Genomic DNA, 24,287 nt, shown 5'->3' with positions numbered 1-24,287 from the left:
TTATTTTCGCTTTTCTCTGCGGGCTTCTCAGTGAATCTCACCGGAACACCCTGCTGACCCGGCGGCGTGTGTGCCGTTGTTCCGTGTCAGTGGAGGCGCATTATAGGGAGTTATTCCGGGCTGACAAGTCTAAAATTCAAAAAACTTTTCAACCGTCTCTTTTTTCAACAAGCTGGGGAAAAATAGAGCATAACGGCGCTAATTTGCTGTTTTTACCACCACAGAGATATACCGGATGGCATACTAACAAATGAATAAGTAAAACCAGGAACCCATCAATGTCTTTAAATGCACAACAGCTTGCGGCTCAAAAGAACCTTTCCTGGATGCTGGCTGAGAAACTCGCACAGCAGATCCTTAAAGGTGAATATGTTCCCGGAAGTATTCTGCCAGGCGAAATAGAGTTAGGGGAACAGTTTGGCGTAAGCCGTACGGCGGTCAGGGAAGCGGTAAAGACATTAACAGCAAAAGGTATGGTGCTTCCGCGCCCCCGCATAGGCACCCGGGTCATGCCCCGGGAGAACTGGAACTTTCTGGATAAAGAGTTACTGTCATGGTGGATGCGCGAGGATAACTTTCAGGATGTTATTCAACACTTCCTGATTATGCGCAGTAGCCTCGAACCTCAGGCTTGCCATCTCGCGGCCGTATCAGGGGAAGCAGAACAGAAAGCGCGTCTGAATACATTAATGGAAGAGATGGTATGGCTTAAAAAGCATTTTAACCGCGAGCGCTGGATTGAAGTGGATATGGCCTGGCATGAACATATCTATGCCATGAGCGCAAATCCCTTCCTTATTTCTTTCGCCGCACTCTTCCATTCGGTCTATCACACCTACTTCACCTCCATCACACAGGATCAGGTGATTAAGCTCGATCTTCATCAGGCTATTGTTGATGCTATTCAGGATGGTAATGGAGAAGGCGCCTTTAAGGCCTGCCAGATACTCTTAAATACGCCTAACGCACCTGCGGCCAAATAACAGGACCCCGCATGACTGAGAAAAAACACCGCAGTATGGCCGGATTGCCGTGGATTGCGGCGATGGCTTTCTTTATGCAGGCACTGGATGCCACCATATTAAACACCGCTCTTCCCGCGATTGCTGAGAGCCTCAACCGCTCCCCTCTGGCGATGCAGTCCGCCATTATTAGCTATACGTTAACCGTGGCCATGCTGATCCCCGCCAGCGGCTGGCTGGCGGACAGATTCGGCACCCGCCGCGTCTTTATGCTGGCCGTAAGTTTATTCACCCTTGGCTCTCTGGCCTGCGCACTCTCCACCTCACTCACCTCGCTGGTACTTTTCCGTGTTCTGCAGGGCATTGGTGGTGCGATGATGATGCCTGTTGCACGTCTTGCGCTGCTCCGGGCCTATCCCCGCAGCGAACTACTACCCGTCCTGAACTTTGTGACCATGCCAGGTCTGGTGGGCCCTATACTCGGCCCGGTTCTCGGCGGGGTGTTAGTTACCTGGGCCACCTGGCACTGGATCTTCCTCATTAACATTCCTATCGGCATTGCTGGCCTGCTGTATGCGCGCAAATACATGCCCAACTTTACGACGCCGCGTAAGCGTTTCGACACGGGCGGCTTCTTCCTGTTCGGCCTCAGTCTGGTGCTTTTTTCCTGCGGGATGGAGCTGTTTGGTGAAAAGATAGTGGCAAGCTGGTTGGCTTTTGCCGTCATCTTCAGTGGGATTGCGTTATTCCTTCTATATATACGTCATGCGCGTCGCCACCCCACCCCACTGATTTCGCTTAACCTGTTTAAAACGCGCACCTTCTCCGTGGGCATTGCCGGCAATATCGCTTCGCGGCTGGGAACAGGCTGTGTGCCATTTTTAATGCCGCTGATGTTACAGGTTGGATTTGGGTATTCCGCGCTGATTGCTGGTTGCATGATGGCACCGACCGCTATGGGATCCATTCTGGCTAAATCCCTGGTTACACAGGTCCTTCGCCGTCTGGGTTATCGCAGGACACTGGTTGGGATTACGCTCTTTATCGGACTGATGATTGCACAGTTTTCGCTACAGTCACCGTCAATGGAGATCTGGTTGTTGATCTTACCCTTGTTCATTCTGGGCATGGCGATGTCGACCCAGTTCACGGCAATGAATACGATTACGCTTGCCGATCTGACGGATGAGAACGCCAGCAGCGGCAACAGTGTGCTGGCCGTGACGCAACAGCTTTCCATCAGTCTTGGGGTGGCGGTCAGCGCTGCGGTACTGCGGTTTTACGAAGGGTTTGACAGTAATAATACCGTAGAGCAGTTCCACTATACCTTTATTACTATGGGGGTTATCACCCTGATTTCAGCCTTTACCTTTATGCTGTTACGGCCAAAAGATGGCCGTAACCTGATAAAAGAAAAACACTGACCGCTAGGCCGATCCTCGCTCTATCAGCACCGGCGTCAACTGCAAGCGCTGCTGCTGTTGCGTAGGATCGGCGATGCGATGAATCAACACGTCAATGGCCAGTTCACCCAACTCATCTTTTGGCTGATGGATGGTCGTCAGCGGCGGCGTCATGTAGCGCGCCAGTTCAATATCATCGTAACCAACGATTGCGATATCTTCAGGCACCCTGAGTCCGGCCTGGTAAAGCGCCTGATAAGCGCCAACGGCCATAGCATCGTTGCCAATGAACACCGCCTGAGGACGCCTGTCACGTGACAGCAGCGTTTGCATCGCTTCCAGCCCTCCGCCGAATTCAAAATCGCCAATAATTTCATCGCCATCCTGGATGGTCAGGCCCGCGTTCGCCATCGCCGCTCTGTAACCTTCCAGACGCAGACGTGCGGGCGTTTTATCCAGAGGCCCGGTGATGCAGGCGATATGTCGGTGACCTTTGCGGATCAGGTATCGCGTCGCCATGTCACCACCAAGCAGAGAGTTGTCCTGAATCAGATCGCTGTCGCCGTCGAACGGTGCCCAGTCCATCATGACGGTGGGAACAGAGGGATAACGCTTAAGTATTTCCTGAGAAGGTTGGTGGGTTTCCGTACATAAAAGCAGAAGGCCATCGACACGCTTTTGCATGAGCGTTTCGAGATTGCGATTCATACGCTGTTCATCGCCCTCGGTGTTACAAAGCACGAGGCTGTATCCCCGCTCAAAACAGCTTCGCTCCACCCCTCTCACCAGCTCAGAATAAAAGGGGTTGCTACTGGCCGTGATCAACATTCCGATGGTACGGGTCTGATTGATTTTCAGACTGCGTGCCAGCGCAGAGGGCGCATAATTTAACGCCTTAATCGCTGACTCCACCTTTTCGCGAATAGCATCACTGACAAAGCGATCGTTATTGATGACATGTGAAACGGTCGAGGTAGAGACACCCGCCACGCGGGCCACATCCTTCATCGTAGCCAATAGTCACCCCTGCTGAGCGAGGAAATCGTCAATTTCTTTGCGCCACGGCACTGAAGGTTGCGCGCCTTTACGGGTCACCGCGATAGCAGCGGCCGCATGAGCAAATCGAATCGCCTCGTCGAGCGCAAGGTTTTCCAGTAATGCCGTCATCAGCGCACCGTTAAAGGTGTCACCCGCCGCGATGGTATCAATGGCTTTAACGCTAAACCCCGGAACACGACGCCCCTGGCCCTTCACGCTCGCCCATACGCCACGACTGCCCAGGGTAATGATGACCGTATCAATGCCTTTGGCATGTAATACCTGTGCCGCATTTGATGCATCTTCATCGTTATTTACCCGGATACCGGTCAGTTTCTCGGCTTCCGTTTCATTGGGAGTAATGATGTCTACTAACGCCAGCAGTTCATCGGAAAGCGCACGTGCCGGCGCCGGATTAAGGGCGACCCTAGTGTTATTCTCATGAGCAATACGAGCGGCAGCCAGGACGCTCTCAACCGGGGATTCCAGTTGCATGAGTAACGCGGAGGCCTGAGCAATAATGTCACGTTGAGCCTCTACGCGTTCAACTGACAGTGCAGCATTGGCACCCGCATGAATACCGATGACATTCTCACCTTCGCCGTTGACGAAAATCAGCGCAACCCCAGTGGATTCACCGTCAATGACGCTGACCGGGGAGATATCAATATTATCGCTGCTCAGCTGCTGACGAACACGTTCACCGGTATCGTCATCACCGGTACAGGCAATAAATGCGATGTCCGCACCGCTGCGTCCGGCAGCGACGGCCTGATTTGCGCCCTTACCGCCGAAGGCGACTTGATACTGACTACCGGTAACGGTTTCTCCGGGCGTAGGGAAAGCGTCAAGGTTGAGAATGTGATCGGCATTAATGCTGCCAAGGACGACGAGTTTGCCAGTGGTTTTCATGATGAGCTTGTCCATTACTATGCGCCACCCCTGCATGAATGGCGCGTGCCCTGCGTTTCTTTTATAAAGACTCTCCCGCTCTCACTCCTTTGGGAGAGTCTGAACCGTCTTACTGTTTAATAACCAGTTTCAGGTCAACCGGGATTTTGGCGTATACTTTTTCGCCTTTCAGTACCTTATCTGCCGTTTCAACGCCTTTCGCGCCGATCTGCTCAGGTAACTGCGCGATGGTCGCCGCCATTTTCCCATCGTTCACTGCTTTTTCGCCATCCGGCGTGCCGTCAAAACCGACGACCATAACATCGGATTTACCTGCCGTTTGCAGAGCGCGCATCGCCCCCAGCGCCATTTCATCGTTCTGCGCGAATACGGCCTGCACATCAGGATGTGCAGTCAGCAGGTTCTGCATGACGTTCAGACCTTTGGTACGGTCAAAATCAGCGGGCTGGCTGGCCAGTACGTTGAATTTATGTGCGGCAACGGCCTGCTGGAAACCTTCACCACGCTCACGCGCGGCGGACGTTCCTGCAATACCCTGCAGTTCAATGACTTTTGCACCTTCACCGGCTTTCTTAGCGATGTAGTCACCCGCAATTTTGCCGCCCAGCACGTTATCAGAGGCGATATGGCTGACCACTTCGCCCTGCGCTGCCGCACGGTCAAGAGTGATAACCGGGATTTTCGCCTGGTTGGCCATCTTCACGGCATTACCTACCGCATCGGAATCCGTTGGGTTGATCAACAGCAGTTTGGTACCACGTACAGTCAAATCCTGAACGTTCGCCAGCTCTTTCGCCGGGTTGTTCTGGGAGTCCAACACCACCAGGTCGTAACCCAGTTTGTCTGCTTCTTTCTGCGCACCGTCTTTCAGGCTAACAAAGAACGGGTTGTTCAGGGTCGATACGACCAGTGCAATCGACTCCTTCGCCATCGCATTTGCGCTTACGGTGGCGCTCAGTGCAACAGCAGAAACCAGAAGAGCCAGTTTTTTCATGTTCATATTCATGATGTCCTGTAGTGTAGGTAATTACTGCTTTTTGTTGTCTACCAGCACCGCGAGCAGAATCACAACTGCTTTAACGATCATCTGGTAATAGGAAGAAATACCTAATAAATTCAATCCATTGCTCAGGAACCCTAGGATAAGTGCACCGATCAGTGTTCCCACGATGCGCCCCTTACCCCCAGCCAGACTGGTCCCCCCTAAAACGACGGCAGCGATAGCGTCCAGTTCATAACCGGTTCCGGCAACGGGCTGCGCCGACGAGAGGCGAGCCACCTCGATAATACCTGCTAACGCCGCCAGTAAACCGCTCAGGGAATAGACGATAACTTTTACCTTATCGACACTGATGCCTGACAAGCGCGTTGCCGCTTCGTTCCCCCCTAGCGCATAAATATAGCGGCCAAGACGGGTGTGGTGCAGCAAATACCAGGTCGCGATAAAGACCACGGCCATAATCCAGATAGGCGTCGGTACTCCCAGCGGACGGCCAATACCGAACCAGCCGAAAATATCGGCATTCTCCGTAAAGCCCGTATTCATCGGGCTGCCGTTGGTATATACCAGCGTAACGCCACGCAGTAATAGCATCATAACCAGTGTGGCAATAAAGGCCTGTACACGCCCTTTCGCCACAATCACCCCCGTGACCGCACCGATAGCGGCGCCTAAAGCCAGGGCGGCGGCGACAGCCACCAGCGCATTCACTTCCATGCCAACCAGCGACGCGGCGACCGCACCGGTCAGTGCCAGCAGGGAACCGACGGACAGGTCGATTCCGGAAGTCAAAATGACCAGCGTCATGCCAACCGCCATAATGGCGTTGACCGAAGTCTGTTGCAGGATATTCAACAGGTTATTAACGGTAAAAAAGTTTGGGCTCAGCGTCGACACAATGGCAATCAGCACCAGTAAGGCGATCAGCGATTTTTGCTCCATCAACCACGCTTTGGTGAAATAGCGGCGACCAGAAACAGCCTGGGTAGTCATCTTCTTACTCCTGATTCACGCGATTAAGCTTGCCCACAGCGGCAGCCATCAGAACTTCCTGGGTGGCCTGCTCGCGAGTGAATTCACCGCCGAGATGCCCTTCATGCATGACGATAATGCGATCGCTCATGCCTAATACTTCTGGCATCTCGGACGAGACCAGAATGATGCTCAGGCCATCGGCCTTGAACTGGTTAATCAGCTGATAAATCTCTTTTTTCGCTCCCACGTCCACGCCGCGGGTCGGCTCGTCGAGAATCAACACTTTCGGGCGCGTCATTAGCCCGCGCGCAATAGCAACCTTTTGCTGATTCCCCCCGGAAAGCAGCCCGATAGCCTGCTCCATCGACGGGGTTTTGACATTGAACAAGCGTATGAAATCGCTGACGGCCTGCTGTTCATCTTTATGTTTAAGATTTCCGCCGGTACGGCTGAAATAACCCAGCGCCGTCAGCGACATGTTCTCTTTAACCGACATGCCCAGCACTAAGCCATCGCGCTTACGGTCTTCGGAAATGTAAACAATCCCGTTTGCCAGACCGTCCTGCGGAGAGCGAGTGACCACTTCATGCCCATCCAGCGTGACATAGCCGCTGGTGCGTGGCATCGCGCCGTAAAGCACTTTCATCAGTTCGGTGCGTCCGGCGCCCATCAGCCCGGCCACGCCCAGAATTTCGCCCTTGCGCAACGTAAAGGAGACGTCATGAACGCCAGGACCACAGAGGTTGTCCACTTTCAGGCGAACATCACCCGGCGCTTTATCGAGGCGCGGATACTGATCTTCCAGCTTGCGGCCAACCATCATTTCTATCAGTGAATCTTCGCTAAGGGATGCGACTTCCCGCTCCGCGATAAACTGCCCGTCACGGAACACGGTGACATCATCGCAAATCTCGAAGATCTCTTTCATGCGGTGGGAGATATAGACGATGCCGCGCCCCTGCGCTTTCAGCTCACGGATAACCCGGAACAGAGATTCGGTTTCCGTATCCGTCAGCGCATCGGTTGGCTCATCCATTACGATAACTTGCGACTCGTAACTCAGCACTTTGGCAATTTCTACCATCTGCTGATCGCCAATGGACAGCTCGCCCACCAGCCTGTCGCTTTTAAAGCGTAAGTTCAGCTTTGCGAGCAGCGTATTGGCTTCGGCATACATTCTTTTCCAGTCGATTTTGCCAAAACGTCCGACAAACTCACGGCCAAGAAAAATGTTTTCCGCAATGGTCAGTTGCGGAATCAGGTTAAGTTCCTGGTGAATAATACCGATACCGGCTTCCTGAGAGGATTTTGGACCGGTGAAGGTGGTCTCTTTCCCCAGCCACAGCAGTGAACCGGCATCACGCATGTAGATACCGGTCAGCACTTTCATCATGGTGGATTTACCCGCGCCGTTTTCGCCGACCAGCGCCATAACGCGGCCCGCGTAAACATTCAGCGCTGCGCCGGAGAGGGCTTTAACCCCCGGGAATGCTTTGTCGATTCCCTTAAGTTGCAGTAATGCGTCCATACCCTCGGCCTCAGAAGGTCACGCCAGCACAAAGAATGATATTCGCATACGGGGAACACTCCCCGCTGCGAATAACCGCCTGACTGTCCGCGGTCTGTTTTTTGAATTGTTCGTGAGTCACATAACGAACATTTATAGTATTACCCTGGTGTTGTTGCAGCTGCTCAATATGCTTGAGCAACGTTTCGTGGAGCTGCGGATTATGTTCCTGAATTTCCGTTGCAATGATAGCTGCCTCAACCTGCATTTCTGCCGTAACCACGTCGAGTACCTGCATAAAACCAGGTACACCCTGCGTTAACGCCATATCAATCCGCTGCGTACTGGATGGTACAGGTAAGCCTGCATCACACACCACCAGCCTATCGGTATGACCGAGACGTGAGATAACCGACGAGATTTCTGAGTTAAGAACAGTACCTTTTTTCATTTTACGCTCCATTAGCGAAACGTTTCGCTGTTCTCAGTGTAAACCTGAGAATGTTCAGAAAACCACCGTGGCGTTACAGAAGTGTGATCGGTATCGAAACGTTTCGCTCGTGTTGCAGTAAGCGAACGTTTTCAGGTTTTCTTAAGCAAAACTGCAGGAAGCCAGATGCAAAAACCCCTCATCAAGAGGGGTTTTAAAAGGTCGTTAGATTTCGACCTGAGTACCGAGCTCAATTACCCGGTTAGGCGGGATTTCAAACTGATCGGGCGCCCGCAACGCATTACGCTGGAGGAGCAAATAAAGCTTGCCACGCAGCCGCAAATACCAGGGGCGTTTGCCAACGATGAGCGACTCATGTGACATGAAGAAGGAGGTTTCCATCATGCGACAGCTCAACCCCTCCAGACCGCAGCGGTGAAATACCTCTTCCACATTGGGCGTCTCACGCCAGCCGTAGCTGGCCACCACACGCCAGAACGTCGGTGAAAGCTGCTCGATTTGCACACGACGTACGTTGTGAACATAAGGCGCATCTTCCGTCCGCAGCGTCAGCAAAATGACGCGCTCATGCAGCACTTTGTTGTGCTTAAGGTTGTGCATCATGGCAAACGGGATAACGTTCAGCGCGCGGGACATATAAACCGCAGTGCCCGGTACGCGTACCGGCGGGGATTTCTCCAGCGAGGCTATCATTGCTTCCAGGGAGTTACCATGCTCATGCATCCGGCGCAGCAGGCGAAAACGTTCGCTCTTCCAGGTTGTCATGATAACGAACATCACCAGCCCCAGACTCAGCGGCAACCAGCCACCGGACAAAAGCTTATCAAGGTTCGCTGAAAACAGGGGAATATCGATACATAAGAAGCCGGTCAGCAGCAGCCCCACAAACAGCTTGTTCCAGTGCCAGTTTTTACGCGCGACGGTCATCGACAGAATGGAGGTCAGCACCATCGTTCCTGTCACGGCGATCCCGTAGGCCGCCGCCAGGTTACTGGAGTGTTCAAAGCTTACGATGACAACCACCACGGCAAAGTAGAGCAACCAGTTAACAAAGGGGATATAGATTTGCCCGGACTCCATCTCTGACGTATGGATGATGCGCATCGGCGACAGGTAACCCAGACGCACTGCCTGACGAGTTAAAGAAAAGACGCCCGAGATAACGGCCTGTGAAGCGATGACCGTCGCCAGAGTAGCGATAATCAGCATCGGTATCAGCGCCCAGTCGGGAGCAAGCAGGAAGAAGGGGTTTTTAATGGCTTCCGGTGTTTTGAGTAGCAGCGCGCCCTGGCCAAAATAGTTCAGCACCAGTGACGGCAGTACCACCAGGAACCAGGCCACGCGGATCGGCAGTTTGCCGAAATGGCCCATATCGGCATAGAGCGCTTCAACACCGGTAATAGAGAGCACCACGGCCCCCAGCGCAACAAATGAAACCGCCTTGTACTCCAGGAAAAAGTGGACAGCCCATACCGGATTAAGCGCCTGCAGGACTTCGGGGTTTGAGATTATCCCGCGCGCGCCCAGCATAGCCAGAATCAAAAACCAGGCGAGCATAATGGGCGCAAAGAGTTTACCCACCAGCCCCGTACCGTGCTTCTGGATAACAAACAGCAGCGTCAACACGACGATAGAAAGCGGGACGGTCCAGGTTTCAAGGGATGGAGCAACAATCTCCAGCCCTTCAATGGCGGACATGACCGAGATGGCCGGCGTTATCACCACTTCACCATAGAAGAAGCTGCCGCCAATGAGCCCCATGATCACCAGCACGGAGGTCATCCGTGCCGACGTATTTCGCCCGGCGAGAGACATCAGCGTCAGAATCCCGCCTTCTCCCGCATTATCTGCACGCATCACGAAAGTGAGATATTTTATGGAAACAACAAGTATCAGTAGCCAGAAAATAAGCGACAGGAACCCAAAGACGGCATCACGTTCAACACCAAACCCAAACTGACCTGACAGACATTCACGAAGAGTATAAAGCGGGCTGGTGCCGATATCACCGTAGACAACCCCAATTGCCGCGAGTGTTATCGCGGGTAACGATTGTTTATTATCAGTGCTCATAGACTAATCTTTTGTTTGAATGACAAATGTGTGCTTAGTCCCTTGGCCCACAAAAAGCGCACAGTATGCACGATTATTTGCTAAATCGTACCCCTAAATGCGACCACATTATTCTGGCGCAATGAAAATGATGCCATTGTTCAGTCTATTACAAGCCTTTATCTAAACGTTTATAATCGCACAGGCAAGCCGGAATCGCGGCGAAGGATGCAAATCAATTATGGCTCACTCACATTTATTAGCAGAAAGAATTTCCCGTCTCAGCAGCGCACTGGAAAAGGGTCTTTTTGAGCGTAGCCACGCTATTCGCCTGTGTTTACTGGCTGCGCTCTGCGGCGAAAGCGTTTTTCTTCTCGGCCCGCCAGGTATAGCCAAAAGCCTGATCGCCCGCCGCCTGAAATTCGCCTTCAAACACGCCCGCGCATTTGAATACCTCATGACCCGTTTTTCCACCCCGGAAGAGGTCTTTGGTCCCTTATCTATCCAGGCACTGAAAGATGAAGGTCGTTATGAACGCCTGACGCACGGTTATTTGCCAGAGGCGGAGATCGTCTTTCTTGATGAAATCTGGAAAGCGGGGCCGGCAATTCTCAATACCCTGCTTACGGCAATCAATGAACGCCGTTTCCGGAACGGGGCCAGTGAAGAGAAAATCCCGATGCGTCTGCTGGTCGCCGCCTCCAACGAACTGCCTGAGGCGGATAACAGCCTTGAAGCGCTCTATGACCGTATGCTGATTCGCCTGTGGCTGGATAAGGTGCAGGAAAAGGGGAATTTTCGCTCCATGCTGATAAGTCAGCAGGATGAGAACGATAATCCCGTGCCTGCGGACTTGCAGATTAACGATGAGGAGTACACGCGCTGGCAGCAGGAAATTGTGCAGGTGAAATTGCCTGATGCCGTTTTCGAGCTTATCTATTTACTCCGCCAGCAGCTCGACAACCTCCCTGATGCCCCATACGTCTCAGACAGACGCTGGAAAAAAGCCATTCATCTTTTGCAGGCCAGCGCCTTTTTCAGTGGACGCGATGCCGTCGCCCCTGTTGACCTCATTCTGCTGAAAGATTGTCTCTGGTATGACGCCCAGAACATGCAATTACTGAAAAATCAGCTGGAAATATTGATGACCGGGCACGCCTGGCAGCAGCAAACCATGTTGACGCAACTGGCGACCATTGAGCAGCGCCGAATTCAGATTCAGCAACAGCAAAGTGATAAAACCGCGCTAAAAGTCACGCGCCAGGGAGGGATGTTCAGTCGTCGGCCGCACTATGATTTGCCGGACGATCTTCAGGACACCACGCTCACTCTGCTCCTTCAGCAACCCCTTAAGCTTCACGACATGCAGGTCATTCATGTGACTATCGAGCGTGCGGCGCTGGCACAATGGCTGGCAAAAGGGGGAGAGATCCGCGGCAAATTAAATGGGATCGGCTTTGCTCAGGTGTTAAATCTGGATGTGGATGGTGGCCTGAACGTCCTGATCCGCGATGTCAGTTTGCAGGGGTCGCGTCTTGCCCTGCCTGGCGGTACCAGCACCGGCGTGCCGGAAGAGGTCACGCAGCAACTGGAAGCACTGGACACGCTCTGGCACCAGCAACATACCCGTTTCAGCGAACTGCAAAAATGTCTGTTCATTCCTGCCGACTGGTTGGGTCGCATTGAAGCCAGCCTGCAGGATGTACGCGCGCAGATTCAACAGGCGCGTCAATGCTAACGGTAGATGCCCTGAATGCAATTTTGACCATTGGTGAGGAGGCGATGGTTGAGGAATTAATCATCGCGTTACTTGCCTCCCCACAGTTAGCTATTTTCTTTGAAAAATTTCCCCGCCTTCGCCATGCCATAACGGAGGATATTCCTCGCTGGCGAACGGTGCTGAAAAGCCGTCTGAAAGAGACCCAGGCGCCGCCGGAACTTACGGAAGAAGTGTTGGCCTACCAGCAGAGCCAGCGCCTTTCCACCTCGCAACTTATTGTCCAGTTGCCACAAATCCTGACGCTGCTGGATAAGCTTCGTTCGCCGTTTGCATCCCAGGCGCATGCTATGGTGGCCGATAACCCTACCTTTACTCCTGCGCTGCACACGCTTTTTTTACAACGCTGGCGGCTGAGTCTGGTTGTGCAAACCACTGCCTTTAATCAGCAGTTGTTAGAGGAAGAGCGAGAGCAGTTGCTTAGCGAGGTACAGGATCGGATGACGCTGAGCGGCCAGCTTGAACCGGTATTGATCGAAAATGAAAATGCCGCCGGGCGGTTATGGGATATGAGTGCCGTGCAGATCAAACGCGGCGATTATCAGCTCATCGTAAAGTACGGCGATTTTTTAACGGAACAGCCGGAGTTAAAACAGCTGGCGGAACAGCTCGGGCGCTCGCGAGAGGCGAAATCCGTTCCCCGAAAAGATGCGCCGATGGAAACCTTTCGCACGTTGGTTCGGGAGCCGTCAACGGTACCAGAACAGGTCGATGGCATACATCAAAGCGACGATATCCTGCGCCTGTTACCACCAGAACTGGCGACACTGGGTATCACGGAGCTGGAATACGAGTTTTATCGCCGGCTGGTGGAAAAGCAGCTGATCACGTATCGACTGCATGGCGATGCCTGGCATGAACGGGTCACCGAGCGGCCGGTAGTACATCAGGATTTTGACGAGCAGCCGCGCGGTCCTTTTATCGTCTGCGTTGACACGTCAGGATCGATGGGAGGATTCAATGAGCAGTGCGCCAAAGCATTTTGTCTCGCGCTGATGCGCGTTGCCCTGGCGGATAAACGGCGCTGTTACATCATGCTTTTTTCCAGCGAAGTCGTGCGCTATGAGCTTACCTGCCAACAGGGGCTGGAACAGGCTATCCGTTTTCTCAGCCAGCGTTTTCGTGGCGGTACCGACATTGCGAGCTGTTTTCGCGCCATTATTGAACGCATGCAGGGGGGAGAGTGGTATGACGCCGATGCGGTGGTCATCTCTGACTTTATCGCCCAGCGTCTGCCGGACGATGTGGTCAGCAATGTGAAGGAACTGCAGAGCGTGCACCAGCAACGTTTTCATGCGGTGGCGATGTCAGCACACGGGAAACCCGGCATCATGCGGATCTTCGATCATATCTGGCGCTTTGACACCGGAATGCGCAGCCGCCTGCTGCGCCGCTGGAAACGTTAAAGCAGAGAAGGTACGCTGGCATGAACCTGCTCAGGCCAGACTCCACACTGCACCTGGCCGATATGCGGCAGTTGCAGCAAAAGCATGGTCAGGCGTGACTGACCAATGCCGCCACCAATGGTTTGCGGCATGTCACCCTGCACCAGCGCCTGGTGCCATTCGAGACGCAGACGATCTTCATCATCGGTCAGTTTGAGCTGACGTTTCAGTGTCTCTGCATCCACGCGGATCCCCATAGAAGAGAGCTCCAGCACATCTTCCAGCACCGGGTTCCACACCAGGATGTCGCCATTGAGACCTTGTAAGCCGCTGTCACCAGGGGTGCTCCAGTCATCATAATCCGGCGCGCGCACGTCGTGACGTTTACCGTTACTCAGTTTTCCACCAATGCCTATCAGGAAAACGGCGCCCAGCTCTTTGGCGATGGCACGTTCGCGGCCTTTGGCATCCAGATCCGGGAAACGACTCAGCAGCTCCTGGCTATGTACAAAATGGATTTGCTCTGGCAGAAACGCCGTCAGACCAAACTCTTTACTAACGGCCGTTTCGGTCGCTTTGATACCGGCGTAAATGGCTTCTACCGTTGCTTTCAGCGTACCAGTGTGACGTTCGCCCTCGCCCATCACCCGTTCCCAGTCCCACTGATCGACATAAACCGAATGAATAGGTGACAGGCGATCTTCGTCAGGACGCAGGGCTTTCATGTGCGTGTACAAGCCCTCCCCTGCGCTAAAATCATGCTGGCCCAGGGTCTTACGTTTCCATTTAGCCAAAGAATGCACCACTTCAAACTGTGCCTCAGGCAGGTTTTTGACCTTCACCTGCACCGCTTTCTCAGCCCCCGACAGGTTATCCTGAGTGCCATCCCCAACGCGGCTCAAAATGGGTGCCTGCACTTCAATAAGCCCCAGTTTTTCTTCCAGCTGACGAGAGAAATGCGACTTCACGAAAATAATCTGACGTTGTTTGCTGATGTAAGCGGATTTCATTTTTTCTTCCTTTGCGCTGTCTGTTGTAAACATTAAGCAACAAAAAAAGCCCGTTATTCAATAATCCATAACAAAAAAGGCCGTCGGGGTTTTGATTCGTTAAAATGAGCCGCTAAAATAGAAAGATTGTCTATTCAACATAAGAAAAACCTATGGAAAATTATCAGATCGACAATCTGGACCGCGGCATTCTTGAGGCATTGATGGCGAATGCACGTACCGCCTATGCCGAACTGGCCAAGCAGTTCGGCGTCAGTCCCGGAACTATTCACGTGCGGGTAGAGAAAATGAAGCAGGCGGGCATCATCACCGGTGCCCGTATTGATGTCAGCCCCAAACAATTAGGTTATGACGTCTGCTGCTTTATCGGCATCATTTTAAAGAGCGCAAAAGATTACCCTTCAGCTCTCGCCAGGCTGGAAAGCCTTGAAGAAGTCACGGAGGCCTATTACACCACCGGGCATTACAGTATTTTTATTAAAGTCATGTGCCGATCGATTGATGCCCTGCAGCAGGTGCTTATCAACAAGATCCAGACCATCGATGAAATCCAGTCCACCGAGACGCTGATCTCGCTGCAAAACCCCATAATGCGTACGATCCGTCCATAACGTGCTATTTTTATTCAGCCCTAATACCCATATTGTCCACAGGTAGATCCCAGCTCATTCACAGCGTACAATACGCCCCTCTTAACCGGAGTGGACTTCATGGCAGATATTACGCTTATTAGTGGCAGCACCCTGGGCGGTGCGGAATACGTGGCTGAACATCTGGCTGAAAAGCTGGAAGAAGCGGGTTTTAGTACTGAAACTCTGCATGGCCCTCTGCTGGAAGATCTGCCGCAGGAAGGCATCTGGCTGGTGGTGAGCTCAACCCACGGCGCAGGTGACCTTCCTGACAATATTCAGCCTTTACACGATCAGTTGCAGGAACAAGCCCCCGATCTTTCCGGGGTTCGTTTTGGCGCAATCGGGATCGGTAGCCGGGAATATGACACTTTCTGTGGTGCGATTGAGAAAATCGAAGACGCTCTTAAGACCCATGGTGCAAAACAGATCGGCGAAACGGCAAAAATTAACGTGCTTGAGCATGACATTCCTGAAGATCCGGCTGAAATTTGGCTGGGATCCTGGATTAATTTACTCAAAAACGATTAAAGATCACGCAAACAGTTGTGGATAACTATGCTTAAAAGCACTGATCAACCGGTAGTTATCCAAAGAACAACCGTTGATTACTTTTTGAGTTGTGTATAAGTAGCCCTTTTGATCCCAGCTTATACTGGCCAGGATCACCGATCATTCACAACCTATGATCCGTCTTAAGATGATGATCTTATTAGCCGGATCCGGCTTATCCACAAGCAAGCGGGATCCTAATAAGAGATCACAATAGAACAGATCTCTTTATTTAAAGATCTTCTTTTTAATACCCAGGATCCCAGCGCTTTCTCCCTGAGCTAAAGTTGAGTAGAATCCACGGCCCGGGCTTCAATTCCATTTCTAACCGCTTTACGCGAGGCAATTCACCATGTTTTATCCGGATCCTTTTGACGTCATCATCATTGGCGGGGGTCATGCAGGCACTGAGGCCGCGATGGCCGCAGCGCGTATGGGTCAACAAACCCTGCTTTTGACACACAATATCGACACTCTGGGGCAGATGAGCTGCAACCCGGCGATCGGCGGTATTGGGAAAGGACACCTGGTGAAGGAAGTGGATGCCCTTGGCGGCTTGATGGCGAAAGCGATCGATCAGGCAGGTATTCAGTTTAGGATACTAAACGCAAGCAAAGGCCCTGCAGTGCGGGCGACGCGTGCTCAGGCGGATCGAGTTCTCTATCGGCAAGCGGTGCGCACTGCCCTGGAAAACCAACCGAACTTGATGATCTTCCAACAGGCCGTTGAAGATTTGATCGTGGAAAACGATCGTGTTGTGGGTGCGGTTACGCAAATGGGATTGAAATTCCGTGCCAAAGCAGTCGTGCTGACGGTCGGGACTTTCCTGGACGGCAAAATTCATATTGGTCTGGATAACTACAGCGGTGGCCGTGCTGGCGATCCGCCATCCATTCCGCTTTCACGTCGACTGCGTGAACTGCCGCTGCGCGTAAGCCGCCTTAAAACGGGTACGCCGCCGCGTATTGATGCGCGCACCATTGATTTCAGTGTACTGGCGCAACAGCATGGCGATAACCCGATGCCGGTTTTCTCGTTCATGGGCAATGCGGCCCAGCATCCGCGTCAGGTGCCTTGTTACATCACGCACACCAATGAGAAAACGCATGACGTGATCCGTGATAACCTCGATCGTAGCCCCATGTATGCCGGCGTGATCGAGGGGATCGGCCCACGGTACTGCCCGTCGATCGAAGATAAAGTGATGCGCTTTGCCGATCGTAACCAGCACCAGATCTTCCTTGAACCGGAAGGGCTGACCTCAAACGAAATTTATCCGAACGGTATCTCCACCAGCCTGCCGTTCGACGTCCAGATGAAAATTGTTCGCTCTATGCAGGGCATGGAAAATGCGAAAATCGTTCGTCCGGGCTATGCCATTGAGTACGATTTCTTCGACCCGCGTGACCTGAAACCAACGCTGGAAAGCAAATATATTCAGGGGCTGTTCTTTGCCGGACAGATCAACGGCACTACCGGTTACGAAGAAGCTGCTGCACAAGGATTGCTGGCTGGCCTGAACGCCGCACGCAGCTCTGCCGAGAAAGAGGGGTGGGCACCGGCGCGCTCTGAAGCTTATCTGGGAGTGCTGGTGGACGATCTGTGTACGCTGGGGACCAAAGAACCCTACCGTATGTTCACCTCTCGCGCTGAATATCGCCTGATGCTGCGTGAAGACAATGCCGATCTGCGCTTAACCGAAAAAGGTCGCGAGCTGGGGCTGGTGGATGACGAACGTTGGGCGCGCTTCAATGAGAAACTGGAGAATATTGAGCGTGAGCGTCAGCGTCTGAAATCCGTGTGGGTTAATCCCACCTCTGAAACCGCGCCGGAAGTGAATAAAAATCTGACGGCACCCCTGTCACGTGAAGCCAGCGGTGAAGATTTACTGCGTCGCCCGGAAATGACTTATGACCAGCTGGTGCAACTGACCGCGTTCGCACCGGGCCTGACGGATGTGCAGGCGGCCGAACAGGTTGAGATCCAGGTGAAGTACGAAGGGTATATCGCCCGCCAGCAGGACGAAATTGAAAAGCAGCAGCGCAATGAGAATACGCTTTTGCCTGCTTCACTGGATTATCGCCAGGTTAGCGGGTTGTCTAATGAGGTGATCGCTAAGCTTAACGATCATAAACCTGCGTCTATCGGACAGGCGTCACGTATTTCCGGTATTACGCCTGCGGCCATCTCCATTTTGCTGGTGTGGCTGAAAAAGCAGGGCATGCTGCGCCGTAGCGCGTAACATGTCACTCTTACCCGGTGGCGCTATGCTCACCGGGTAGACAAACTCTCTGAAGCGGGTGAACATCGCGTTACCCGCCTGGCATCTTTAACAGGTATTCACTGTGTTTAACAAACTTTCCCGTCTGCTGGATGAAGCCGCTATTTCGCTCACCGATCACCAGAAACATAAACTGGTCGCCTATGTCGAAATGCTGCATAAGTGGAACAAAGCCTACAATCTGACATCGGTGCGTAACCCTGATGAAATGCTTGTCCGCCATATTCTCGACAGCATTGTGGCTGCTCCGTATTTGCAGGGGGAACGTTTTATTGATGTGGGGACGGGGCCGGGTTTACCGGGAATCCCTCTCGCCATTGTGCTTCCTGATGCACATTTCACCTTGCTTGACAGCCTGGGTAAGCGGGTACGTTTCCTGAAACAGGTTCAGCATGAGCTTAAGCTGACGAATATTGCTCCTGTCCAGAGTCGTGTTGAAGATTTCCCTGCCGATCCGCCGTTTGATGGCGTGATCAGTCGTGCCTTCGCGTCGCTCACGGACATGGTCAACTGGTGCCATCATTTACCTGCCGAGAACGGGCGCTTCTATGCACTTAAGGGCTTGATTCCTTCGGATGAAATCGCGCTCCTGCCTTCGGAGCTTGCCGTGGAATCAGTTATTGAATTAAACGTGCCTCACCTTGATGGCGAGCGCCATTTGGTAGTCGTTAAGATAAACAAAATTTAAATTTTCTTAAAAAATGTAGAATTTGTGCTGTTTTTAGATTGTTAAAAATGGGCACCCGTTACGGTGATACGTTCGGTTACATTTAACGCAGTTGTTACCGATAATTTTCCGGATTTTAACGTGCAGATTTTTATTAACCCTTAAAATAGTCAACCCTGAAAATATCAGGCTGCTAAAAATCGGCAAAGTCACGCAAAATGAGATGTTAAATAATTATTATAATTGTCAATAAAAGGTTTTTTAGGTGTACCAGGCTGTTTTAAAAAGAGTTGAAGATAATCGACTGAAATATCAAAACCTTGAAATGGCGCATTTTCCGCAGGGCCCTCTTCAGGCGAACGCATAAATGTTTAAATTGTGATCTGGTACGCACTTTAATCTCAGGGTTTTCGCGTTATTTGAGATTTTGCTTAAAGGTTCACAGTTTCCCTAAAAGTTGAAAAATAGGCGTCGAGAAAAATATTTAAACATTTATTCACCTTTTCGCTACTTATTGTTTGAATTCACGGGGCCGCACCGTATAATTTGACCGCTTTTTGGTGCTTGACTCCGGGCGTTAAAGAACGTTTTATACGACACGCGGCATACCTCGAAGTGAGCAGGAGTGAATACGATGTCGGTGTCGCTATTAAGTCGAAACGTTGCTCGCAAGCTTCTGCTTATTCAGCTTCTGGCTGTGATTATTTCAGGAACGCTGTTTAGCCTCAAAGACCCCTTCTGGGGCCTCTCCGCCGCGTGTGGGGGGATGGCAGTATTTTTGCCAAATATGTTGTTTATGATTTTTGCCTGGCGTCATCAGGCACATACACCTGTCAAAGGCCGCATGGCCTGGTCCTTCGCCTTCGGTGAAGCGTTTAAGGTGTTGGCAACATTCGTGTTGCTGGTGGTGGCGCTGGCGGTTTTTAAGGCGGAGTTTTCACCGCTGATAGTCACGTGGGTTTCGGTGCTGGTTGTTCAGATACTGGCACCCGCTGTAATTAACAACAAAGGGTAAGAGGCATCATGTCTGCAGGAGAAATCTCAACACCGCAGGAGTACATTGGCCACCATCTGAACAACCTTCAGCTGGACCTGCGTACGCTCTCGCTGGTGGATCCGCATAACCCCCCGGCCACTTTCTGGACGCTCAACATCGACTCCATGTTTTTCTCGGTGGCGCTGGGTCTGTTGTTCCTGGTGATGTTCCGCAGCGTAGCCAAAAAGGCGACCAGCGGCGTACCAGGGAAATTCCAGACTGCAATTGAGCTGGTTATTGGTTTTGTCAACGGTAGCGTGAAAGACATGTACCACGGCAAAAGCAAGCTCATTGCGCCACTGGCCCTGACGATTTTCGTCTGGGTATTCCTGATGAACCTGATGGATTTGCTGCCTATCGACCTGCTGCCTTATATCGGCGAGCACATCTTTGGTCTGCCTGCTTTGCGTGTGGTGCCGTCTGCGGACGTAAACATTACACTCTCCATGGCGTTGGGCGTATTTATCCTGATTCTGTTCTACAGCATCAAAATGAAAGGCCTCGGTGGTTTTGCTAAAGAGCTGACACTCCAGCCGTTCAACCATCCGGTGTTTATTCCGGTCAACCTGATCCTGGAAGGTGTTAGCCTGCTGTCCAAACCGGTTTCTCTCGGTCTGCGACTGTTCGGCAACATGTACGCCGGTGAGTTGATTTTCATTCTGATTGCTGGTCTGTTGCCGTGGTGGTCACAGTGGGTTCTGAATGTGCCATGGGCCATTTTCCACATCCTGATCATTACGCTGCAAGCCTTCATTTTCATGGTTCTGACGATTGTCTATCTGTCGATGGCATCTGAAGAGCATTGATTTTTAATACACTACTACGTTCTAACTGAAACAATCTGGAGACTGTCATGGAAAACCTGAATATGGATCTGCTGTACATGGCTGCCGCTATTATGATGGGTCTGGCGGCAATCGGTGCTGCGATCGGTATCGGCATCCTCGGGGGCAAATTCCTGGAAGGCGCAGCGCGTCAACCGGATCTGATCCCACTTCTGCGTACTCAGTTCTTTATCGTTATGGGTCTGGTGGATGCTATCCCAATGATCGCTGTAGGTCTGGGTCTGTACGTGATGTTTGCTGTCGCGTAGTACGGGTTGCTTAACAGCAAATATTGAAGAACGTTAACCAGATAAGAGGCATTGTGCTGTGAATCTAAACGCAACAATCCTCGGCCAGGCCATCGCGTTTGTCCTGTTCGTTCTGTTCTGCATGAAGTACGTATGGCCGCCGTTAATCGCAGCCATTGAAAAACGTCAGAAAGAAATTGCTGACGGTCTTGCTTCCGCTGAACGGGCTAAAAAGGACCTGGACCTTGCACAGGCCAATGCGACCGACCAGCTGAAAAAAGCGAAAGCTGAAGCTCAGGTCATCATTGAACAGGCGAACAAACGCCGTGCTCAGATCCTGGACGAAGCGAAAGCTGAAGCCGAGCAGGAACGTACTAAAATCGTGGCGCAGGCGCAGGCGGAAATTGACGCTGAACGTAAACGTGCCCGTGAAGAGCTGCGCAAAAAAGTGGCTCTGCTGGCTGTTGCCGGTGCCGAGAAGATCATCGAGCGTTCCGTGGATGAAGCTGCTAACAGCGACATCGTGAATAAACTGGTCGCTGAACTGTAAGGAGGAGGGGCTGATGTCTGAATTTGTAACGGTAGCTCGCCCCTACGCCAAAGCAGCTTTTGACTTTGCCGTCGAAAACCAGAGCGTTGACCGCTGGCAGGATATGCTGGTGTTCGCCGCCGAGGTGACGAAAAACGAACAGATGGCAGAGCTTCTTTCCGGTGCATTAGCGCCGGAAACGCTCTCAGAATCGTTTATCGCAGTCTGTGGGGAGCAACTTGACGACAATGGCCAGAACCTGATTCGGGTAATGGCTGAAAATGGTCGTCTTAAGGTGCTTCCTGATGTTCTTGAGCAGTTTATTCAATTGCGTGCAGCCAGCGAGGCTATCGCTGAAGTCGAAGTGACTTCTGCGACCGCACTGAGTGAAGAACAGCTTTCGAAAATCAGTGCCGCGATGGAAAAACGTCTATCACGCAAAGTGAAGCTGAATTGCAAAATCGATAAGTCTGTAATGGCAGGCGTAATCATCCGTGCGGGTGATATGGTCATTGATGGCAGCGTACGCGGCCGTCTTGAGCGCCTTGCAGACGTCTTGCAGTCTTAAGGGGACTGGAGCATGCAACTGAATTCCACCGAAATCAGCGAACTGATCAAGCAGCGCATTGCTCAGTTCAGTGTTGTGAGTGAAGCTCACAACGAAGGTACTATTGTTTCTGTAAGCGACGGCGTTATCCGCATCCACGGCCTGGCCGATTGTATGCAGGGTGAGATGATCTCCCTGCCGGGTAACCGTTACGCTATCGCACTGAACCTGGAGCGCGACTCTGTTGGTGCAGTTGTGATGGGCCCCTACGCTGACCTTGCCGAAGGCATGAAGGTCAAATGTACTGGCCGTATTCTTGAAGTTCCGGTTGGCCGTGGCCTGCTGGGTCGCGTGGTGAACACCCTGGGTGCGCCAATTGACGGTAAAGGTCCGGTTGATAACGATGGCTTCTCGCCAATCGAAGTTATCGCACCGGGCGTTATCGATCGTCAGTCCGTCGACCAGCCTGTTCAGACGGGTTATAAGTCCGTTGATGCCATGATCCCAATCGGTCGTGGTCAGCGTGAACTGATCATCGGTGACCGTCAGACCGGTAAAACCGCGATGGCTATCGATGCCATCATTAACCAGCGTGATTCCGGCATCAAATGTGTATACGTGGCTATCGGCCAGAAAGCGTCCACCATTTCTAACGTGGTACGTAAACTGGAAGAGCACGGTGCACTGTCTAACACCATCGTGGTGGTAGCAACCGCGTCTGAATCCGCAGCACTGCAATACCTGGCACCGTATGCGGGTTGCGCAATGGGCGAATACTTCCGTGACCGCGGTGAAGATGCGCTGATCGTATACGATGACCTGTCTAAACAGGCTGTTGCTTATCGTCAGGTTTCCCTGCTGCTCCGTCGTCCGCCAGGACGTGAAGCCTTCCCGGGCGACGTGTTCTACCTGCACTCCCGTCTGCTGGAGCGCGCATCCCGCGTTAACGCGGAATACGTAGAGAACTTCACCAAAGGTGAAGTGAAAGGTAAAACCGGCTCCCTGACTGCGCTGCCGATCATCGAAACCCAGGCGGGTGACGTTTCTGCGTTCGTTCCGACCAACGTAATCTCTATTACCGATGGTCAGATCTTCCTGGAAACCAACCTGTTTAACTCCGGTATTCGTCCGGCGGTTAACCCGGGTATCTCCGTATCCCGTGTTGGTGGTGCTGCTCAGACCAAGATCATCAAGAAACTGTCCGGTGGTATTCGTACCGCACTGGCACAGTATCGTGAACTGGCTGCGTTCTCTCAGTTCGCATCCGATCTGGATGAAGCAACCCGTAAACAGCTGAGCCACGGTCAGAAAGTGACCGAGCTGCTGAAACAGAAACAGTATGCCCCTATGTCTGTTGCACAACAGGGCCTGGTGCTGTTCGCGGCTGAACGCGGTTACCTCGAAGATGTGGAACTGGCGAAAATCGGTAGCTTCGAAGCCGCTCTGCTGGCTTACGTCGACCGTGATCACGCTCCGCTGATGCAAGAGATTAACCAGTCCGGTGGCTATAACGACGAAATCGAAGGCAAGCTGAAAGGCATCCTCGATTCCTTCAAAGCAACCCAGTCCTGGTAACGTCTGGCGGCTTGTCTTAGGACAGGCCGCAAGGCATTGAGGAGAAGCTCATGGCCGGCGCAAAAGAGATACGTAGTAAGATCGCAAGCGTCCAGAACACGCAAAAGATCACTAAAGCGATGGAGATGGTCGCCGCTTCCAAAATGCGTAAATCGCAGGATCGCATGGCGTCCAGCCGTCCATATGCAGATACCATGCGCAAAGTGATTGGTCACCTTGCAAACGGTAATCTGGAATACAAGCACCCTTATCTGGAAGAACGCGACGTTAAACGCGTGGGCTACCTGGTGGTGTCGACCGACCGTGGTCTGTGTGGTGGCTTGAACATCAACTTGTTCAAAAAACTGCTGGCGGATATGAAAGTCTGGTCTGATAAAGGCGTTCAAAGCGACCTCGCTATGATCGGCTCTAAAGGCGTCTCTTTCTTCAATTCCGTAGGTGGCAACGTTGTCGCTCAGGTAACCGGTATGGGGGATAACCCTTCCCTCTCCGAACTGATCGGCCCGGTAAAAGTCATGCTGCAGGCTTACGACGAAGGTCGTTTGGACAAGCTTTATATTGTCAGTAACAAATTTATCAACACCATGTCTCAGGTACCGACGATCACTCAACTGCTGCCGTTACCGGCTGCAGAAGATGAAGAGTTGAAGCGTAAATCCTGGGATTATCTGTATGAGCCTGATCCAAAGGCGCTGCTGGATACCCTCCTGCGTCGCTATGTTGAATCTCAGGTTTATCAGGGTGTTGTTGAAAACCTGGCCAGCGAGCAGGCCGCACGTATGGTGGCGATGAAAGCCGCTACCGACAATGGCGGCAGCCTGATTAAAGAGCTGCAGTTGGTATACAACAAAGCTCGTCAGGCCAGCATTACTCAGGAACTCACCGAAATCGTCGGTGGTGCATCCGCGGTATAACCAGGTTAATTCG

At 52.3% G+C, this 24,287-nt stretch carries 24 protein-coding genes; 16 read left to right on the top strand and 8 right to left on the bottom strand.

Annotated features, from left to right (window positions below; genetic code table 11):
* The 3 genes from KXR87_RS15440 to mdtD form a co-directional block, all read left to right on the top strand.
* Window positions 1-254, top strand: a 254-nt coding sequence (locus KXR87_RS15440; protein ID WP_437433108.1) for a hypothetical protein, incomplete at its 5' end; no start/stop codon positions are given.
* Between the two features lie 24 nt (window positions 255-278).
* A complete protein-coding gene (locus tag KXR87_RS15435) occupies window positions 279-983 on the top strand; it encodes a FadR/GntR family transcriptional regulator (protein WP_437433107.1) in 705 nt (234 codons plus the stop codon).
* 11 nt (window positions 984-994) lie between these two features.
* Complete coding sequence (mdtD, locus tag KXR87_RS15430; RefSeq protein ID WP_437433106.1) at window positions 995-2,386, top strand: multidrug transporter subunit MdtD; 1,392 nt, start codon at window positions 995-997, stop codon at window positions 2,384-2,386.
* Between the two features lie 3 nt (window positions 2,387-2,389).
* Here the strand turns inward: mdtD and rbsR are convergent, their stop codons facing one another.
* The 7 genes from rbsR to kup form a co-directional block, all read right to left on the bottom strand.
* Window positions 2,390-3,382: a ribose operon transcriptional repressor RbsR gene (gene rbsR / locus KXR87_RS15425; RefSeq protein ID WP_437433105.1), complete on the bottom strand. Its 993-nt coding sequence runs from the start codon at window positions 3,380-3,382 to the stop codon at window positions 2,390-2,392.
* 3 nt (window positions 3,383-3,385) lie between these two features.
* Window positions 3,386-4,315, bottom strand: a complete 930-nt coding sequence (gene rbsK, locus KXR87_RS15420; protein WP_437433113.1) for a ribokinase — start codon at window positions 4,313-4,315, stop codon at window positions 3,386-3,388.
* 109 nt (window positions 4,316-4,424) lie between these two features.
* Entirely contained in the window at window positions 4,425-5,315 is an 891-nt protein-coding gene (rbsB, locus tag KXR87_RS15415; RefSeq protein ID WP_437433104.1) for a ribose ABC transporter substrate-binding protein RbsB, read from the bottom strand.
* 27 nt (window positions 5,316-5,342) lie between these two features.
* Window positions 5,343-6,308, bottom strand: coding sequence for a ribose ABC transporter permease (rbsC, locus tag KXR87_RS15410; protein WP_437433103.1), 966 nt, complete (start codon window positions 6,306-6,308; stop codon window positions 5,343-5,345).
* Between the two features lie 4 nt (window positions 6,309-6,312).
* Complete coding sequence (rbsA, locus tag KXR87_RS15405) at window positions 6,313-7,818, bottom strand: ribose ABC transporter ATP-binding protein RbsA (protein ID WP_437433102.1); 1,506 nt, start codon at window positions 7,816-7,818, stop codon at window positions 6,313-6,315.
* Between the two features lie 10 nt (window positions 7,819-7,828).
* Window positions 7,829-8,248 (bottom strand): D-ribose pyranase, encoded by a 420-nt coding sequence (gene rbsD / locus KXR87_RS15400; protein WP_437433101.1) that lies wholly within the window; start codon window positions 8,246-8,248, stop codon window positions 7,829-7,831.
* Window positions 8,249-8,452: 204 nt separating this feature from the next.
* Entirely contained in the window at window positions 8,453-10,321 is a 1,869-nt protein-coding gene (gene kup, locus KXR87_RS15395) for a low affinity potassium transporter Kup (protein WP_437433100.1), read from the bottom strand.
* A gap of 220 nt (window positions 10,322-10,541) precedes the next feature.
* Between kup and ravA the strand changes: the two genes are divergently transcribed.
* Together ravA and viaA are read left to right on the top strand one after the other, a co-directional pair.
* The gene (gene ravA / locus KXR87_RS15390) at window positions 10,542-12,038 is read left to right on the top strand and encodes an ATPase RavA (protein ID WP_437433099.1); all 1,497 of its coding nucleotides are present in this window, start codon (window positions 10,542-10,544) and stop codon (window positions 12,036-12,038) included.
* The gene (gene viaA, locus KXR87_RS15385; protein WP_437433098.1) at window positions 12,032-13,483 is read left to right on the top strand and encodes an ATPase RavA stimulator ViaA; all 1,452 of its coding nucleotides are present in this window, start codon (window positions 12,032-12,034) and stop codon (window positions 13,481-13,483) included. Before ravA ends, viaA begins: the two co-directional genes overlap by 7 nt.
* Here viaA and asnA read toward each other — a convergent pair.
* The gene (gene asnA, locus KXR87_RS15380; RefSeq protein ID WP_437433097.1) at window positions 13,480-14,472 is read right to left on the bottom strand and encodes an aspartate--ammonia ligase; all 993 of its coding nucleotides are present in this window, start codon (window positions 14,470-14,472) and stop codon (window positions 13,480-13,482) included. The genes viaA and asnA overlap by 4 nt on opposite strands.
* A 152-nt stretch (window positions 14,473-14,624) precedes the next feature.
* Between asnA and asnC the strand changes: the two genes are divergently transcribed.
* From asnC to atpG, 11 genes are all read left to right on the top strand, one after another.
* Window positions 14,625-15,083 (top strand): transcriptional regulator AsnC, encoded by a 459-nt coding sequence (gene asnC, locus KXR87_RS15375; protein WP_041689565.1) that lies wholly within the window; start codon window positions 14,625-14,627, stop codon window positions 15,081-15,083.
* A 99-nt stretch (window positions 15,084-15,182) separates the two neighbouring features.
* On the top strand, window positions 15,183-15,632 hold the full coding sequence (gene mioC, locus KXR87_RS15370) for an FMN-binding protein MioC (RefSeq protein WP_437433096.1): 450 nt from the start codon (window positions 15,183-15,185) through the stop codon (window positions 15,630-15,632).
* A 373-nt stretch (window positions 15,633-16,005) separates the two neighbouring features.
* The gene (gene mnmG, locus KXR87_RS15365; RefSeq protein WP_437433095.1) at window positions 16,006-17,895 is read left to right on the top strand and encodes a tRNA uridine-5-carboxymethylaminomethyl(34) synthesis enzyme MnmG; all 1,890 of its coding nucleotides are present in this window, start codon (window positions 16,006-16,008) and stop codon (window positions 17,893-17,895) included.
* Window positions 17,896-17,998: 103 nt separating this feature from the next.
* Window positions 17,999-18,622 carry a 16S rRNA (guanine(527)-N(7))-methyltransferase RsmG gene (gene rsmG, locus KXR87_RS15360; RefSeq protein WP_437433094.1) on the top strand — a complete coding sequence of 208 codons (624 nt, stop codon included), beginning with the start codon at window positions 17,999-18,001 and terminating at the stop codon, window positions 18,620-18,622.
* Between the two features lie 613 nt (window positions 18,623-19,235).
* Window positions 19,236-19,616 (top strand): F0F1 ATP synthase subunit I, encoded by a 381-nt coding sequence (gene atpI / locus KXR87_RS15355; RefSeq protein WP_437433093.1) that lies wholly within the window; start codon window positions 19,236-19,238, stop codon window positions 19,614-19,616.
* Between the two features lie 8 nt (window positions 19,617-19,624).
* A complete protein-coding gene (gene atpB, locus KXR87_RS15350; RefSeq protein WP_437433092.1) occupies window positions 19,625-20,443 on the top strand; it encodes a F0F1 ATP synthase subunit A in 819 nt (272 codons plus the stop codon).
* 47 nt (window positions 20,444-20,490) lie between these two features.
* Window positions 20,491-20,730 carry a F0F1 ATP synthase subunit C gene (gene atpE, locus KXR87_RS15345; protein WP_004393045.1) on the top strand — a complete coding sequence of 80 codons (240 nt, stop codon included), beginning with the start codon at window positions 20,491-20,493 and terminating at the stop codon, window positions 20,728-20,730.
* 58 nt (window positions 20,731-20,788) lie between these two features.
* On the top strand, window positions 20,789-21,259 hold the full coding sequence (gene atpF, locus KXR87_RS15340; RefSeq protein WP_437433091.1) for a F0F1 ATP synthase subunit B: 471 nt from the start codon (window positions 20,789-20,791) through the stop codon (window positions 21,257-21,259).
* Between the two features lie 13 nt (window positions 21,260-21,272).
* Complete coding sequence (atpH, locus tag KXR87_RS15335) at window positions 21,273-21,806, top strand: F0F1 ATP synthase subunit delta (protein ID WP_437433090.1); 534 nt, start codon at window positions 21,273-21,275, stop codon at window positions 21,804-21,806.
* A 12-nt stretch (window positions 21,807-21,818) separates the two neighbouring features.
* A complete protein-coding gene (gene atpA, locus KXR87_RS15330) occupies window positions 21,819-23,360 on the top strand; it encodes a F0F1 ATP synthase subunit alpha (protein WP_072570876.1) in 1,542 nt (513 codons plus the stop codon).
* 50 nt (window positions 23,361-23,410) lie between these two features.
* The gene (gene atpG, locus KXR87_RS15325; RefSeq protein ID WP_437433089.1) at window positions 23,411-24,274 is read left to right on the top strand and encodes a F0F1 ATP synthase subunit gamma; all 864 of its coding nucleotides are present in this window, start codon (window positions 23,411-23,413) and stop codon (window positions 24,272-24,274) included.
* The last annotated feature ends 13 nt before the right edge of the window (window positions 24,275-24,287 follow it).

The organism is Yokenella regensburgei, from assembly GCF_051486985.1.
In the GTDB taxonomy this organism is placed as follows: domain Bacteria; phylum Pseudomonadota; class Gammaproteobacteria; order Enterobacterales; family Enterobacteriaceae; genus CBFFRJ01.
This window is presented reverse-complemented; position numbering and strand designations above follow the sequence as displayed.